The organism is Streptomyces sp. NBC_00442 (assembly GCF_036014195.1).
Taxonomy (GTDB): Bacteria; Actinomycetota; Actinomycetes; order Streptomycetales; family Streptomycetaceae; genus Streptomyces.
Map to the genome: position 1 here is coordinate 3,326,500 of NZ_CP107918.1, position 13,907 is coordinate 3,340,406.

The window sequence follows — 13,907 nt, forward strand, 5'->3', positions numbered from 1 at the left end:
GGCTTCTTCTGAATGGCGTTTTCGCAGGTCAGGGCATATCTCGGGGCTTGACAACAGCAACAGGAACGTGCTGCGCAGGGCTTCCGCAAGGCGGTATTCGCAGGTCGGAGCAGCTGCGAAGGAGTTGCGAAACGCCTACGTTCCGCAGCCGCGAGGAGGGTCCCGAGAGGCTGATTGTCCCGATTTGCCGGATTCCGGACGGTGAACTTCATCTACTCCGTTCGGCGCTCGTTCACCCGTTCGGCCGCCTGTCATTCATTCCGGGAATTGATCAACGAACGGCTCGGCGCGCGCAGTCGCGCGGATTTTCGGTAAGGAATGTGTGGCGGCCGCGGAAATTGATCATCCGGCCTATGGGAACGGCCCACGAAAGAGCGAGCGGGGCGCATGATCCACCCGAGTTCGCCGGGCCGGTCGTCCGTAGGGGCGGGTCGGGTGCGGGACGCGTCGGACGGCTCGGTAATCTAAGCCCGCTGACACACCCTTAGCCGGCTCTCAGGCATGCGGCCGGCTGACCCGTAGCCCGTCCGAAGTCCGTCCGAAGTCCCCCTCGTACGTCCAAGGAGTTGCCGCCGCCGTGAGCCGCAGCCTTCGACGCGGCGCCCTCGCCGCTTCTGCCATCGCGTTCTCGCTCGCTTCCCTCTCCGCCTGCGCGGCGGGAAACAACGCACAGACGCTTGAGGTCAAGGCGGACAACGCCTACGTCACCGTCGGCGACATCAAGGTCCAGAACGCGACGGTCGTCACCCAGCCGAAGACCGACGCCGAAGGCCCGGCCGTCGTCGCCGCGACGCTCTTCAACAACGGCGCCGACCCGCAGACCCTGGACTCCGTCCAGGTCGGCAGCGCCGTCGTCAAGCTCACCCCCGCCAAGGGCACGGGTGCGGTCACCGTCCCCGGGCACGGCTCGATCGTGCTCGGCGGCAAGGGCAACGCCTCCGCGGTCATCGACAACGGCCGCGAGGCCGCCAAGAACGGCGACGCGCAGAAGGTCACCTTCCAGTTCAGCAAGGCCGGCGCGGTGAGCCTGGGCGCGTACGTGGTCCCGGCCACCAGCTACTTCGAGGGCGTCGGCCCCAGCGAGCTGCCGAAGCCCAAGGCCTCCCCCTCGGGCGAGCCGTCGGGCAAGGCCTCCGGCAGCCCCTCCGGCACCCCCTCGGGCGGCCCGTCCAACGCGGCGGGCCCGAACGCGGGCAGCAGCGGCAAGCCCGCCGGCACCGGCTCGCCCTCGCACAGCGCGGGCACCGGCCACTGACACCGAGGCTCGGGCCGGCCTGAACGACTGGCCGGCCGAGCGAACGACGGAGGGCGGCCCCGGATTCGATCCGGGGCCGCCCTCCGTCGTATGGCCGCCGGTCTACGGCTCTCCTCGTACCGGCTGCCGGTCTACAACTCTCCTCGTACCGGCTGCCGGTCTACGGCTCGAACTTGTAGCCGAGGCCGCGGACGGTCACCAGGTAGCGCGGCGCGCCCGGGTCCGGCTCGATCTTGGCGCGCAGGCGCTTCACGTGGACGTCGAGGGTCTTGGTGTCACCCACGTAGTCCGCGCCCCACACCCGGTCGATGAGCTGCATACGAGTCAGCACGCGCCCCGCGTTGCGCAGCAGCATCTCCAGGAGGTCGAACTCCTTCAGCGGCAGGTCGACCTTGGCGCCCGAGACGGTGACCACGTGCCGGTCGACGTCCATGCGGACCAGGCCCGCCTCCAGGGCGGCCGGCGTGACCTCCTCCGGCTCGCCGCGGCGGCGCAGCACGGCGCGGATGCGGGCGACCAGCTCGCGGGAGGAGAACGGCTTGGTGACGTAGTCGTCGGCCCCTATCTCCAGGCCGACGACCTTGTCGATCTCGCTGTCCTTGGCGGTCACCATGATGACCGGCACGTTGGAGCGGCCGCGCAGCTGACGGCAGACCTCGGTGCCGGGCAGGCCGGGCAGCATCAGGTCGAGCAGCACGAGGTCGGCGCCGTTGCGCTCGAACTCGTCCAGGCCGTCGGGCCCGGTGGCCGCCACCGCGACCTCGAAACCCTCCTTGCGGAGCATGTAGGACAGGGCGTCGCTGAAGGATTCCTCATCCTCGACGACGAGCACTCGGGTCACGGAAGGACCTCCGGGGCAGGAACTATGGCTGGGGAATGAGGCAGAGCGGAACTGAAGGTCTCGTACGGGACGTCGTCGTCCTCGTCCACCGTGTCCGGGCCGCGCCCGGACACGGCGCGGTCCCGAACGGCGGCGGCTTCCGGCAGCCGCAGGGTGAAGGTGGAGCCCTGTCCCTCGGAGCTCCACACCGTGACCTCCCCGCCGTGCGAGGCGGCCACGTGTTTGACGATGGCGAGGCCGAGGCCCGTGCCACCGGTGGCGCGGGAGCGGGCCGGGTCGACCCGGTAGAAGCGCTCGAAGACGCGCTCGCGGTCCTTCTCGGAGATCCCTATGCCCTGGTCGGTCACGGCGATCTCGATGAGATCCCCTCCCGGCGCGGCGATGCGGCGGCCGGCGATGCCGACCCGGGTCCTGGCGGGCGAGTAGTTCACCGCGTTCTCGACGAGGTTGCCGAGCGCCGCCGCGAGCTGGCCGCGGTTGCCCCACACGTACAGGTCGGCGGTGCCGCCCGAGGCCATGGTGATCTGCTTGGTGGACGCGGGGTGGCGCGAGCGGTCCATCGCCTCGGCGACGAGCTCGTCGACACGGACCGGCTCGGCGTCCTCCAGCGGGTCGTCGTTCTGGACCCGGGACAGGTCGATGAGCTCCTGGACCAGGTTGGTGAGCCGGGTCGCCTCGATCTGCATCCGGCCGGCGAAGCGGGTGACCGCCTCGGGGTCGTCCGAGGCGTCCATGACGGCCTCGGAGAGCAGGGAGAGCGCCCCCGTCGGCGTCTTGAGCTCATGGCTGACGTTGGCCACGAAGTCACGCCGTACGGCCTCGATGCGGCGGGCCTCGGTGAGGTCCTCCACCAGGAGCAGGACGAGCCGGGAGCCGAGCGGGGCGACCCGCGCCGACACCGCGAGGGCCTCGCCGCGGCCGGTGCCGCGCCGGGGGAGGTCGAGCTCGACCTGGCGTATCTCGCCGTCGCGCCGGGTGTCGCGCGCCATGTGCAGCATGGGCTCGACGGCCAGCTTGCCGCCCCGGACCAGGCCGAGCGCGTACGCCGCGGAGCTGGCCTTGACCACCGAGTCGCTCTCGTCGAGGACGACCGCGGAGGAGCGCAGCACGGACAGGACGGTGTCCACGCCCGGGGGCAGGACCGCGTCGGTGTGCAGGGACGACCTGGTGGGCCGGGCCTGGTCCCGCTCGCTCCAGCGGAATGCCAGCATGGCGATCACGCCGGTGCATACGCCGGCGATCGCTGCCAATGCGGCGACCGCCGCGTTCACGTCCATGCGTCCAGGTTATGCGGCCGCACCGACACTCTCCCAGCCGAAAGAGGGCCTGCTCGAACGTTCGTCGCCCAGAGTTCACCGAGGTGACGGGGATGGTTCACTTCCCGTGGCCGAACCGGACGCGTGCGGGACGGAACGTGGGAGCGTGGGGGCCGCAGCAGCCCCGAGCCCCCGGAGACCGTCGAGAGAGGGACACCCATGCGTGACGCGTACCACGAGGAACTTGACTCGATCGGCGAGGGCCTGGTCGAGATGGCCCGGCTCGTCGGGTCGGCGATCGGGCGCGCCACCACGGCCATGCTCGACGCGGACCTGAAGCTCGCCGAGAACGTGATCGCCGCCGACCAGAAGGTCGACGACCTCCAGCACGACCTGGAGGCCCGCGCCATAGCCCTGCTCGCCCGCCAGCAGCCCGTCGCCACCGACCTGCGCATCGTCGTCACCTCGCTGCGCATGAGCGCCGACCTGGAGCGCGCGGGCGACCTGGCCCAGCACGTGGCCAAGCTGACCCGGCTGCGCTACCCGGAGCGCGCCGTACCGAACGACCTGCACGCCACCATCCTGGAGATGGGCCAGCTCGCCCAGCGCCTGATGGCGAAGGCCGGCGAGGTCATCATCACCAAGGACGTCGACCTCGCGCTCCAACTGGAGCAGGACGACGACGAGATGGACCTGCTGCACCGCACGCTGTTCCAGCACCTGATGGACGACCGCTGGAAGCACGGCATCGAGACGGCGGTCGACGTGACCCTGCTCGGCCGCTACTACGAGCGGTACGCGGACCACGCGGTGTCGGTCGCCAAGCGCGTCGTCTACCTCGTCACCGGCGAACACGCCGACGAACTCCAGGCACCCGCGCAGACCGAGGGCGCCTGACCGCGGGCGGCCCCGGCCGGGGGTGCGGACCGGCGGGGCCTTCCGACCGGCGGGTGACGGACGCGTCCGTACGGGGGCAGTGGTACGGGCGCGTCCGTACGGGGACGGTGGTACGGCGCCCAACGCCCGCGCCCACATGCGCCGTTGATGCGCCCGCCGAAGTGGGCATGCAATGGGCGAAGGCTCATTGCTGTGCCTACCCCGGGAGGGACCCATGACCGATTCACCCGCGAGCGAACCACGGCAGGACGCACCCGTCACACCCGTCGAAGTGACCCGGCTGCCGCTCGTCGGCGCCTGCGGATGCGGCTCGGGCTGCGGCTGCGGCTGCCAGTCGGGGGCGCCCTGCCAGTGCGGCGGCTGCTCCTGCTGACCCCGCACCCCCGCTGAACTCGGCGCGAGAGGGGCCCCGCCGGCCATGGCGGGGCCCCTCTCGCATCGATCCGCTCACCCGCACGCCGGGGCACCGGGGCACCGCGTCGTCAGGTCAAGCGCCCTGCTGGCTACGTCAGTTGACGGTGACGTTGATGGTCGGCGACGTGGCGTTGTCCGCCTTGATACGGAGCTCCTGCTTGCCCTTGTCGTTGAGCTTGGCCTCGATGGCGTAGCTGCTGCCCTGCTTGACGGTGGCATTGGCCTGCAGGGTCGTCCACTTGCTGCCCTTCTTGTGCTGGAGCACCAGCTTGCTGCCTATGGGCATGCCCTTGGTGCGGCCGGTGAAGATCACCTTGCCGCCGGCCTTCACGGAGGTGGGCGCGGCCTTCACGGTGATGGAGCCGGCCGCCTTGGAGGCGGACGCGGACGGGCTGGGCTTGGCGCTCGGCGCGGCGAAGACGTCGGCGCCGCCGGCGACCAGCAGGGCGGCGGACAGAGCACCAGCCGCGGTCAGGCGGGCGGAGCGGCTGAGCAGGGTGGCTTTCACGTTGAACTCCCGTCTTGGCGGACCCCCCGCATCGAGGCTATCCACGGGGCGCCCGGACGGCGACCGGAGGGGATGCGCACGGCTACGGGCAGTGACCGACTGGGCTTCGGGCCAGCTGCTACGCCACTCGACACCGGCGTTCAGCCGGCCCGTCGACTCCGTCAGCCCCGTATCAGCCCCGTCAGCCCCGTCAGCCCCGTCAGTTTCGGGGGAGAAGGCTGCCCAGCGGGCCGAGGTCGAGATTGAGGTCCTCAGGTCGCACACCGTGCTGTTCACAGAGTTCGGTCATGCGCTGGTCGAGCAGCATCAACGTCGTGCCGATCTCGTCGGCCTGCTCCTCGCTGAGGTCACCCTGTTCGATGCGGCGGATCGCTTGCCGCTCCATCAGTTGTCTGAGGAGTTCGACCACGGTGAGTACGAGGGCGACGAGGTCGCGTCCCATCTTCTCGGAGTCCATGTCCAGGCGAGAGGTCGTCACAGCGGCCCGCTGTCCGACCAGGGGGCAGGGACCCGTTCGTTGACCGATGACAGCAGGGCATGGAGCGAGACCCGTACGAGCGGCACATCGGCGATGGCGATGACCAGGTCACCGCTCACCACCACGCCAGTCGCCAGAACCCGGTCAAGAAGGTCGACGAGCGGCACCCCGATGGGGCCGTTCAGCCGACTGGAGCCGTCCCAGGGCACCGCGTCATGCGCCATGATCTACACCTCGCCGACGAATGAGTACGGCACCCACGGCCCGGACAGTTCGATGGGCGCTCCGGTGCGTTGCCTGAGGTTTTCTGTCAGCACAGCGAGCTCATCGGAGCGGTCTTCCGCGATGAGGTAGGTCGCGTTGAGGATCTGCGTCCTGCCTTCGGTGGCGGGCTGGGTCCGCAGTCTGCGGGACGCGGTTGCGAGGTGGCGGACCTGTTCATCCACCGACTCCGCCGTACGCAGCGCCTCTTCCTCGTCCCGTTCGCGGAGTTTCTGGGCTCCTCGCTTGCGTTCCAGGTAGGCGAGGCCCGCGCCTGGCGCCGGGCGGGTCCTCTCGGCAGACCTGACAGGTCGGGCGGCCTGGCAGGCGTCGCGTCCGACTGCGGGGGGTGCGTAGACCTTGACGCCCCATTCGGCGTGATGCGCGGTGCGCTCAAGGGCCGTGCTGAACCGGGCCAGTTCCCTGCTCAGGGCATCTCGGGCCCTGTCGTCGCCGTGGTAGACGGTGGCCATCGGCAAGGGAACCGTCGGGCAGCGGGCAGCGACTGCGGAGACCACGTCGTGGTGGGCGCGCGCGTAGCGTTCGAGTTCCGGCGGGTCGGCCAGGCGTGCCTGCCAGGCCTCGTCGGTGAAGTCCCGTGCCCGGACGGTCTGGACGATCCCCGTGAGCGAACCCAGTGACAGGGCCCTCACGGGTGCCCCATGGGCCGCGACCCCGGACAGCCCGTCCACGGCCGGCAGGCCGGGGTCGCGACAGACGGCGAACACGTACGTGGCGCCGGCGTCTGCAAGCTCAGCGTCGCAATCCGTCATGGTCCCTCGGTTCTCCTCACTCGTCGAGTCTTTCTGGGATGCCCTTGAGTCTTCTGGGATGCCTGGAGCGCCGGCCGACCAGGCAGTCGCCCCCTCAGTCGACCCCTCAGTCGTCCGACGTTCCGGACTCGAGCGATTCCAGCCGCTCCCGCAACTCCCGGTTCTCTTCCTGAAGAGCGTTTCGGGATGCGCGGGAGCTGAGCGCGGGATCGGTTTCCCACCAGTCGATCCCTGCCTTCTTCGCTGTATCGACAGATGCGACGAACAAACGAAGACGAATGGTGAGGAGTTCGATGTCGAGAAGGTCGATCTTGATATCGCCCGCGATCACGATCCCTTTGTCCAGGACGCGTTCAAGGATGTCGGCGAGATTGGTCGTCTGAGGACCGGAAGCGAGAGGCTGGCTCTGCCGGAAGTCGACATCGGTCACGAGCGTCGCCTTCGCCCTCGGCGCGTGGGGGCGCTCTCCTCTTCTTCTTCGTCCTCTTCTTCGTCCTCTTCTTCGTCCTCGCCGTTCTCCTCGCCCTCCTCGTCCTGCTCGTCCTCGTAGCCCTCCTCGTCCTCGTCGGCGTCCTCGCCCTCCGGAGCCTCTTCGTCGTCCGCGCCCTCTTCGTCCTCGTAGGCGGCGTCGGCGTCCTCGTCGTACTCGTCCTCGGGCCGGTCGCCGTCCTCCGCCCCCTCTTCCCCTTGCTGCGCCTCCTCTTCCTCCAGGGCGTCCTCGTGCGTGACGACGACTTCTCCGTCGCGGATCTCGCCGCGCCAGCCCTCGGGCTCCTCGCTGGTGAGCGTGGCGTAACGATGGAAGTTCTTGAAGTCCAGCCGTAGACGGCGTCCCTGTGCCCGCCAGAGGTTGCCGGTCTTCTCGAAGAATCCGGACGGGTAGTACTCCACGACCAGGATGATGCGCGTCAGGTTGGGTGCCAGTTCATGGAAGCTGACGGCTCCCCTGGTGGTGCCCTTGGCGCCTTCGGAGGTCCAGACGATGCGGTCGTCGGGGATCTGCTCCTGGACGGTCGCCTTGAAACTGCGGGTGGACGGGCCGACCTTCACCTTCCAGTTGCTTTCGGTGTCGTCGCCCTTGGATACGTCCTGGACGCCCTTCGCGAAGCCGCTGAACTTGTCGTACTGAGTCCAGAAGTCGTAGGCGTCCCGCAGAGGAATTCCGATGTCAAGGCTCTCGTTGATGTTCATGAGCTTGCCGCCACCGGACTTGCGTTTGCCCTTTCCTCCGCCGAAGGCACCCTTGACCTTGTCCACGACGTTGTCCTTGACGCCCTTGGCCTTCTCCGAGACGAACGCCTTCACAGGGGAGTCGCCCTGCAGAATGCGGGATCCGATCGCAGGGAGCGATCCCCCGTTCTCGGCTGCGTCCGTCAGCTGCCCAGTGACGTCGGTCAGTTTGTCGCCCGCCTTTTCGGCGAGATGCTCGACCTGCGTGGACAGAAACTTCGTCAGCGCTTCACGGACCTGGTCCATCCCTGAGGCCGGCCCGGCAGGCTGGTCGCTTTCCTTCGTGGCCATGGCTCTCTACCTCCGGCCGCTGGCGCGCTTGGATGCGGTCCGCTTGGACGAAGCCGTCTTCTTGGCCGCCGTCTGCTTGGCCGCCGTCTTCCCGGACGCCGTCTTCTTGGCCGGCGAGGTCTTCCTGGCCGCCGCCTTCTTGGCCGGTGCCTTCTTCGCCGCCTTCTTGGCCGGAGCGGTCTTCGCCGGTGCCGCCTTCTTCGCCGGTGCCTTCTTGGCCGCCGCCTTCCGGGAGGCGGTCTTCTTCGCCGGTGCCGCCTTCTTCGCCGCAGCCTTCTTCGCAGGTGCCGGCCTGCGTCGCGGCGCTGTCTTCCCAGCTGCTCCGGACTTTCTCTCATCGCGAGCAGGGGCAGGCCTCCGACGCCTACGCCGCGGAGCCGGCTCTTCCTCTTCCTCTTCCTCTTCCTCTTCGTCCTCCTCGTCCGCTTCTTCCTGGTCCTCCTCGTATTCGTCTTCCGGCTCTTCCTCCTCCTCTTCGTCCTCCTCCTGGTCTTCTTCGTACTCGCCTTCCGGCTCTTCCTCGTCCTCTTCGTCGTCGTACCCGGCGTCCTCGTCCTCCGGATACTCGTCCTCGTCCTCTTCTTCGTCCGCCTTCGTTCCGATCAGAGCCGTGCGTTCGCTGATGACGCTGGCGAGGTTGCCCATGCTGCGTTCGGCGGCGGCCGTCATGGCCTTGCGGCCGGCGTCCAGGACCTCTCCGCGCAGCTGCTCCTGCAACTCGGCCACCTGCGGGATGTCCTTCAGCCTGCGCATGCCTTCGGCGGCCAGCTGACGAGGCTCCAGACCGAATCGGCGCCCTGCCAGGTAGGTGGCGATGGACAGCGCCATGCGGCCCTTCTTGGTCCGGCCCAGCACGTAACCGCCCACTACCGCGGCAGCGAGTGCCACCTTGTCCTTGTCGTCCATGAGTGCGTCACCTTCGATCGATCGACGTGGAACGGGCTCGCGCGGCATGCAGCCGGTCGAGCAACCGTTCCTCTTCGCGTTCGAACTCCTCCAGGCTGATGTCGCCGTCTTCGAGTTCCTGGTTCAGCACGGCCAGCTGGGCTCGGAGCACTCCTGGGTCGTGCAGTTCGCGCTCGGCTGCGTCGTTGAGCTTCTCCGCCACCCAGACGACGCCTCGGACGGGCGCGAGGGGCAACGTGAGCAATCCGGTGATGAGGCCCATCTCAGGCTCCTGCGGTTCGTGCGGGAGTGCCTTCGACGGCCACGAAGCTGTAGCAGGGCAAGGGGCCTGCGAGGCGCAGTTCCACGCGGTCCCGGCTCACGCGGGCCATCTCCTCCGCCGCCGAGCGGAAGGCGTCGCTGTCCGCGCGGTCGACGAGGAACGAGGCGTTGAGTACGCAGCCCTGAACGTCGGGCCCCTGGGCCACGGCGCGTGCCCGGGGCGCGAGTTCCTGCAGCATGCGGCGGCCCGCTTCGAGGGCCCTGCCCTCCAGGGCCGCCGCGACGGCCTGCCCCAATCGCAGGCTGGCTTCGTACCCGGGCTGTCGCCGGACGGCATCCCGCAGCCGGCGCACCGCCTTGTCCTCCGCGACGACGCTCGCCAGTGCGTCCTGCGCCGGCAGGGCCTTGACGTTGAATTCGACCGCGCCCGAAAGGTGTCGCAGCACTGCCAGGTGGTCCGTCTCGCGAGGGGCCAACTGGTCGCGGAGCGTGTCCTCGTCGAACGCAACCATGCCGAAGCGCATCGGGAGGACCGGGCCTGCCTCCGACAGCCGGAGCAGGAGCTGCTGATGGGCGAGCAGGTCACGGCGCCTGGCACGCAGCTTGGGGGGAGCCTCGCTGATGACGGCGGCCACCCGTCCCTGTGGAACCGACCGCACTGCCGCGGCGGGACTGCCCACACCCGTCAGCCCGGCCGGCAGACGTCTTCCGGCCGGGACGATCGCGTAGACGTAGACACCCGATTCCGGCACGCTCATGCCTCCGCAGTGCGTCGACGGCTACTGGAGCTGCCACCGCTTCGTGGCGCAGGGCGACGCTTCCTCGTGGGTTCGCGGCGCTCTTCCTCGTCCTCGTCGGTCTCGTCCGCGTCGTCGTCGCGGCCTCGGACCGCCTTGCGCACCGTGTCCCCGACGCTGTGTGCCGCCTCGCGCACCTTGCGTTTGCCCATGGACTTCGCGGCGCCCGCCGCTCCACCGCCGAGCAGCTCGGGAATGGTGGTGCTGCCGGAGTCCCGCTCCAGATCGAGCCGGTTGCAGGCCTCGGCGAAACGGAGGTAGGTGTCGACGCTGGCCACCACGATGCGAGCGTCGATCTTGAGGATCTCGATGCCGACCAGGGAGACCCGGACGAACACGTCGATCACCATGCCCCGGTCAAGGATGAGCTCAAGCACGTCGTACAACGTGCCGGCGCGCGGTGGGCAGGCCACTACCTCGTCGGAGTAGGTGGTCGCGGGCATGGAGCGTCCTTCCGGTCGGTCGAGCACTGATCACTCGTCGGCGGATCCCCGTCGATAACGGCGGACCCGGCGGTATTCGACGAGTTCGCCCTCCTGGTCGAGTCGCACTTCGTACGAGGCGAGCAAGCTCGTCGTGTCCGGAATGCGGGCCAGTTCCAACACGTCCACGACCACACGCCAGCCGTCGTCCTCGCGCCCCACGGCCGTCACTCCCTCGGTCGGGTGGCCGATCAGGCCCTGCAGGCTCTGCGACGCGGCACGTGCGGCGTGCTCGGCTCCCCGCACAGCCCGCGGACGGCGAGCGGTTGCCGTCGAGGACTTCTTGGGGCGAGGTCGCCGTTCTTCTGCCATGAGTTCAGTCTGGTCGATATCAGACATAACGCACCTTGAGCGGTGCAGTTGGGTGGGCTCTCGGCAAGGCGCTCGGGCCACAAGACCCCCGGCCTCACGGCCCACGGACGGCCCCGAACAAACGAAAGCCCCTGACCTGCGCTTCAGGCGCAGATCAGGGGCTTGATGACAAGGGCTACTTCTTCTTGCCCTGGTTCTTCACGGCCTCGATCGCGGCGGCCGCCGCGTCCGGGTCCAGGTAGGTGCCGCCCGGCTTGACCGGCTTGAAGTCGGCGTCGAGCTCGTACACGAGCGGGATGCCGGTCGGGATGTTCAGGCCGGCGATGTCGGCGTCGGAGATGCCGTCGAGGTGCTTGACCAGGGCGCGCAGCGAGTTGCCGTGGGCGGCGACCAGGACGGTCTTGCCGTCGAGCAGGTCCGGGACGATGCCGTCGTACCAGTACGGCAGCATGCGCGTGACGACGTCCTTGAGGCACTCGGTCTGCGGGCGCAGCTCCGGCGGGATCGTCGCGTAGCGGGCGTCCTCGCTCTGCGAGAACTCCGTGCCGTCCTCGAGGGCGGGCGGCGGGGTGTCGTACGAGCGGCGCCACAGCATGAACTGCTCCTCGCCGAACTCGGCGAGCGTCTGCGCCTTGTCCTTGCCCTGGAGCGCGCCGTAGTGCCGCTCGTTCAGGCGCCAGCTGCGGTGCACCGGGATCCAGTGGCGGTCCGCGGACTCCAGCGCGAGCTGGGCGGTGCGGATGGCGCGCTTCTGGAGGGAGGTGTGCAGCACGTCGGGGAGCAGGCCGGCGTCCTTGAGCAGCTCACCGCCGCGCGCCGCCTCCTTCTCGCCCTTCGGCGTGAGGTTGACGTCCACCCACCCGGTGAACAGGTTCTTCTCGTTCCACTCGCTCTCGCCGTGGCGGAGCAGGATCAGCTTGTACGGTGCGTCGGCCATGCGTCCGAGCCTAATCGACGTTCCGGGGCCGTCGCCCGCTCGGGGACCAAGGTCCCGGGCCCGTCTCGATTGACGGACGCCGTCAATTCGGTGGCCCCCGCGAGCGACCCCCTTGTAACTTCCGATCATCTACCGCGCCACTTACACACACCGTGTGCCCGAGGCACAGTTCCGGGGGGAATCCGCATGTCCGTAGCCAGTCTGAGGATCGCCGCACGAGAAACCGTATCCGGGCTGCCCCGGGCCTTCTGGTGGCTGTGGATCAGCACCCTCATCAACCGCCTCGGGGCGTTCGTCTCCACGTTTTTGGCGCTCTACTTGACCCTGGACCGGGGCTATTCGGCCTCGTACGCGGGACTCGTGGCCTCCCTGCACGGGCTCGGCGGCGTCGTCTCGTCCATCGGCGCCGGCATCATGACCGACCGGCTCGGCCGCCGCCCCACTCTCGTCATCGCCCAGACCTCCACGGCCTTCGCGGTCGCGCTGCTCGGCTTCATGACCGACCCGGTCGCGATCGCGGGCGTCGCCTTCCTCGTCGGCATGGCGAGCAACGCCTCGCGGCCCGCGGTGCAGGCGATGATGGCGGACATCGTGAAGCCCGAGGACCGGGTCCGCGCGTTCTCCCTCAACTACTGGGCGATCAACCTCGGTTTCGCGGTCTCGTCGATGGCGGCGGGCTTCATCGCGCAGTACAGCTACTTGGCGGGCTTCCTCGGCGAGGCGACCCTGACCCTGGTGTGCGCCCTCGTGGTCTTCCTCAAGCTGCCCGAGTCGCGCCCGGAGCACACGGCCGCGGAGAAGGTGGCGGAGCCGGGGATCGGCATCGGCACGGTCCTGAAGGACGGCCGCTTCATGGGCGTGGTCGGCCTGTCCTTCCTCATCTCCCTGATCTTCCAACAGGGTTACGTGGGCCTGCCGGTCGCCATGGGCACGGACGGGTTCTCCAGCTCCGACTTCGGCCTGGCGATCGCGGTCAACGGCATCCTCATCGTGGCCCTCCAGATCCCCCTCACCCGCTACACCCAACACCGCGACCCGCGCCACCTGCTGATCGTCTCGGCGCTGCTCGCGGGATACGGGTTCGGCCTGACGGCGTTCGCCGGTTCGGTCGCGGTGTACGCCCTGACGATCTGCGTATGGACGCTGGCGGAAATCGTCAACGCGCCGACCCAGACCGGCTTGATCGTCCGCCTCTCCCCCACCCACGGCCGCGGCCGCTACCAGGGCGTCTACACGATGTCCTGGTCGGTGGCGGCCCTGCTGGCCCCCCTGATGTCGGGCTACGTGATCGACCACTTCGGCGCGTCCTGGCTGTGGGGCGCGTGCGCGGTGCTCGGGACGGTGACGGCGGTGGGGTACTGGGCGCTGATGCGGGGGCTGTCGACGGGGGACGGCGCCGGGGGGCGGGTTGTTGTTACGGAGGAGGCGAAGGAGACGGAGGGGACGGAGGAGTTGGCGGAAGTGGGCGACGTGGCGGAGGAAGCGGCGGGGGCTGGGGGGACGGCGGTATCCGGACACCGGGCAGAATCCGCGGTCTGACTCCTGCCGGGGGGGGCGGGGTGCAGGGGACCCCGCGAGAGCCGGGGGTGCCGCCCCGAAAGGGGTGCGGGCGACGAAGTCCCCGCCGGGGGGGCGGGGGCACAGCCCCGGGAGGGGACCCGGCGACGAAGTCCCCACGGGTCCGGGGCACAGCCCCGAAAGGGGTGCGGGCGACGAAGTCCCCACGGGTCCGGGGCACAGCCCCGAAAGGGGTGCGGGCGACGAAGTCCCCACGGGTCCGGGGCACAGCCCCGGGAGGGGACCAGGCGACGAAGTCCCCACGGGTCCGGGGCACAGCCCCGGGAGGGGACCAGGCGACGAAGTCCCCACGGGTCCGGGGCACAGCCCCGGGAGGGGACCAGGCGACGAAGTCCCCACGGGTCCGGGGCACAGCCCCGAAAGGGGTGCGGGCGACGAAGTCCCCACGGGTCCGGGGCACAGCCCCGAAAGGGGTGCGGGCGACGAAGTC

18 protein-coding genes are annotated in these 13,907 nt (G+C 69.4%); 4 read left to right on the forward strand and 14 right to left on the reverse strand.

Features of this window, described 5'->3' with window-relative positions; translation table 11 throughout:
* Window positions 1–577: 577 nt before the first annotated feature.
* Window positions 578–1,255 carry a DUF461 domain-containing protein gene (locus tag OG432_RS14985; protein WP_328311438.1) on the forward strand — a complete coding sequence of 226 codons (678 nt, stop codon included), beginning with the start codon at window positions 578–580 and terminating at the stop codon, window positions 1,253–1,255.
* Between the two features lie 160 nt (window positions 1,256–1,415).
* On the opposite strand, the gene OG432_RS14990 is transcribed toward OG432_RS14985, so the two are convergent.
* Both OG432_RS14990 and OG432_RS14995 read right to left on the reverse strand, forming a co-directional pair.
* Window positions 1,416–2,096: a response regulator transcription factor gene (locus OG432_RS14990; RefSeq protein WP_267058550.1), complete on the reverse strand. Its 681-nt coding sequence runs from the start codon at window positions 2,094–2,096 to the stop codon at window positions 1,416–1,418.
* Complete coding sequence (locus OG432_RS14995; protein ID WP_328311439.1) at window positions 2,093–3,373, reverse strand: sensor histidine kinase; 1,281 nt, start codon at window positions 3,371–3,373, stop codon at window positions 2,093–2,095. The genes OG432_RS14990 and OG432_RS14995 overlap by 4 nt, the downstream gene beginning before the upstream one ends.
* A 198-nt stretch (window positions 3,374–3,571) precedes the next feature.
* On the opposite strand from OG432_RS14995, the gene phoU reads away from it, so the two are divergent.
* Together phoU and OG432_RS15005 are read left to right on the forward strand one after the other, a co-directional pair.
* Complete coding sequence (phoU, locus tag OG432_RS15000; protein WP_328311440.1) at window positions 3,572–4,249, forward strand: phosphate signaling complex protein PhoU; 678 nt, start codon at window positions 3,572–3,574, stop codon at window positions 4,247–4,249.
* A gap of 214 nt (window positions 4,250–4,463) precedes the next feature.
* Complete coding sequence (locus OG432_RS15005; RefSeq protein WP_328311441.1) at window positions 4,464–4,622, forward strand: hypothetical protein; 159 nt, start codon at window positions 4,464–4,466, stop codon at window positions 4,620–4,622.
* 135 nt (window positions 4,623–4,757) lie between these two features.
* Here the strand turns inward: OG432_RS15005 and OG432_RS15010 are convergent, their stop codons facing one another.
* From OG432_RS15010 to OG432_RS15065, 12 genes are all read right to left on the reverse strand, one after another.
* Window positions 4,758–5,171, reverse strand: a complete 414-nt coding sequence (locus OG432_RS15010; protein WP_328311442.1) for a hypothetical protein — start codon at window positions 5,169–5,171, stop codon at window positions 4,758–4,760.
* Window positions 5,172–5,370: 199 nt separating this feature from the next.
* Window positions 5,371–5,649 carry a gas vesicle protein K gene (locus OG432_RS15015; RefSeq protein ID WP_328311443.1) on the reverse strand — a complete coding sequence of 93 codons (279 nt, stop codon included), beginning with the start codon at window positions 5,647–5,649 and terminating at the stop codon, window positions 5,371–5,373.
* The gene (locus OG432_RS15020; RefSeq protein ID WP_328311444.1) at window positions 5,646–5,873 is read right to left on the reverse strand and encodes a gas vesicle protein; all 228 of its coding nucleotides are present in this window, start codon (window positions 5,871–5,873) and stop codon (window positions 5,646–5,648) included. The genes OG432_RS15015 and OG432_RS15020 overlap by 4 nt, the downstream gene beginning before the upstream one ends.
* 3 nt (window positions 5,874–5,876) lie before the next feature.
* The gene (locus OG432_RS15025) at window positions 5,877–6,683 is read right to left on the reverse strand and encodes a GvpL/GvpF family gas vesicle protein (protein WP_328311445.1); all 807 of its coding nucleotides are present in this window, start codon (window positions 6,681–6,683) and stop codon (window positions 5,877–5,879) included.
* Between the two features lie 106 nt (window positions 6,684–6,789).
* Window positions 6,790–7,113 carry a gas vesicle protein GvpJ gene (gvpJ, locus tag OG432_RS15030; RefSeq protein WP_328311446.1) on the reverse strand — a complete coding sequence of 108 codons (324 nt, stop codon included), beginning with the start codon at window positions 7,111–7,113 and terminating at the stop codon, window positions 6,790–6,792.
* Entirely contained in the window at window positions 7,110–8,204 is a 1,095-nt protein-coding gene (locus OG432_RS15035) for an SRPBCC family protein (RefSeq protein WP_328311447.1), read from the reverse strand. Before OG432_RS15035 ends, gvpJ (OG432_RS15030) begins: the two co-directional genes overlap by 4 nt.
* Before the next feature lie 6 nt (window positions 8,205–8,210).
* On the reverse strand, window positions 8,211–9,110 hold the full coding sequence (locus tag OG432_RS15040; RefSeq protein WP_328311448.1) for a histone protein: 900 nt from the start codon (window positions 9,108–9,110) through the stop codon (window positions 8,211–8,213).
* Between the two features lie 7 nt (window positions 9,111–9,117).
* The gene (locus OG432_RS15045; protein WP_328311449.1) at window positions 9,118–9,372 is read right to left on the reverse strand and encodes a gas vesicle protein GvpG; all 255 of its coding nucleotides are present in this window, start codon (window positions 9,370–9,372) and stop codon (window positions 9,118–9,120) included.
* Window position 9,373: 1 nt separating this feature from the next.
* Window positions 9,374–10,123: a GvpL/GvpF family gas vesicle protein gene (locus tag OG432_RS15050; protein ID WP_328315114.1), complete on the reverse strand. Its 750-nt coding sequence runs from the start codon at window positions 10,121–10,123 to the stop codon at window positions 9,374–9,376.
* A 2-nt stretch (window positions 10,124–10,125) separates the two neighbouring features.
* The gene (gvpJ, locus tag OG432_RS15055; RefSeq protein ID WP_328311450.1) at window positions 10,126–10,611 is read right to left on the reverse strand and encodes a gas vesicle protein GvpJ; all 486 of its coding nucleotides are present in this window, start codon (window positions 10,609–10,611) and stop codon (window positions 10,126–10,128) included.
* 30 nt (window positions 10,612–10,641) lie between these two features.
* The gene (locus OG432_RS15060; RefSeq protein WP_328315115.1) at window positions 10,642–10,962 is read right to left on the reverse strand and encodes a gas vesicle protein GvpO; all 321 of its coding nucleotides are present in this window, start codon (window positions 10,960–10,962) and stop codon (window positions 10,642–10,644) included.
* A 175-nt stretch (window positions 10,963–11,137) separates the two neighbouring features.
* The gene (locus tag OG432_RS15065) at window positions 11,138–11,899 is read right to left on the reverse strand and encodes a phosphoglyceromutase (protein WP_328311451.1); all 762 of its coding nucleotides are present in this window, start codon (window positions 11,897–11,899) and stop codon (window positions 11,138–11,140) included.
* Between the two features lie 186 nt (window positions 11,900–12,085).
* Here OG432_RS15065 and OG432_RS15070 point away from each other — a divergent pair, with 186 nt between their 5' ends.
* Window positions 12,086–13,438, forward strand: a complete 1,353-nt coding sequence (locus tag OG432_RS15070; protein WP_328311452.1) for an MDR family MFS transporter — start codon at window positions 12,086–12,088, stop codon at window positions 13,436–13,438.
* Window positions 13,439–13,907 lie beyond the last annotated feature (469 nt).

What these genes read in the sequence shown, in the direction of transcription:
- OG432_RS14995 (WP_328311439.1), bottom strand. Translation starts at nt 3,373, where the DNA reads ATGGACGTGAACGCGGCGGTCGCCGCATTGGCAGCGATCGCCGGCGTA.
- phoU (WP_328311440.1), top strand. Translation starts at nt 3,572, where the DNA reads ATGCGTGACGCGTACCACGAGGAACTTGACTCGATCGGCGAGGGCCTG.
- OG432_RS15005 (WP_328311441.1), top strand. Translation starts at nt 4,464, where the DNA reads ATGACCGATTCACCCGCGAGCGAACCACGGCAGGACGCACCCGTCACA.
- OG432_RS15020 (WP_328311444.1), bottom strand. Translation starts at nt 5,873, where the DNA reads ATGGCGCATGACGCGGTGCCCTGGGACGGCTCCAGTCGGCTGAACGGC.
- OG432_RS15025 (WP_328311445.1), bottom strand. Translation starts at nt 6,683, where the DNA reads ATGACGGATTGCGACGCTGAGCTTGCAGACGCCGGCGCCACGTACGTG.
- OG432_RS15035 (WP_328311447.1), bottom strand. Translation starts at nt 8,204, where the DNA reads ATGGCCACGAAGGAAAGCGACCAGCCTGCCGGGCCGGCCTCAGGGATG.
- OG432_RS15040 (WP_328311448.1), bottom strand. Translation starts at nt 9,110, where the DNA reads ATGGACGACAAGGACAAGGTGGCACTCGCTGCCGCGGTAGTGGGCGGT.
- OG432_RS15045 (WP_328311449.1), bottom strand. Translation starts at nt 9,372, where the DNA reads ATGGGCCTCATCACCGGATTGCTCACGTTGCCCCTCGCGCCCGTCCGA.
- gvpJ (WP_328311450.1), bottom strand. Translation starts at nt 10,611, where the DNA reads ATGCCCGCGACCACCTACTCCGACGAGGTAGTGGCCTGCCCACCGCGC.
- OG432_RS15060 (WP_328315115.1), bottom strand. Translation starts at nt 10,962, where the DNA reads ATGGCAGAAGAACGGCGACCTCGCCCCAAGAAGTCCTCGACGGCAACC.
- OG432_RS15065 (WP_328311451.1), bottom strand. Translation starts at nt 11,899, where the DNA reads ATGGCCGACGCACCGTACAAGCTGATCCTGCTCCGCCACGGCGAGAGC.
- OG432_RS15070 (WP_328311452.1), top strand. Translation starts at nt 12,086, where the DNA reads ATGTCCGTAGCCAGTCTGAGGATCGCCGCACGAGAAACCGTATCCGGG.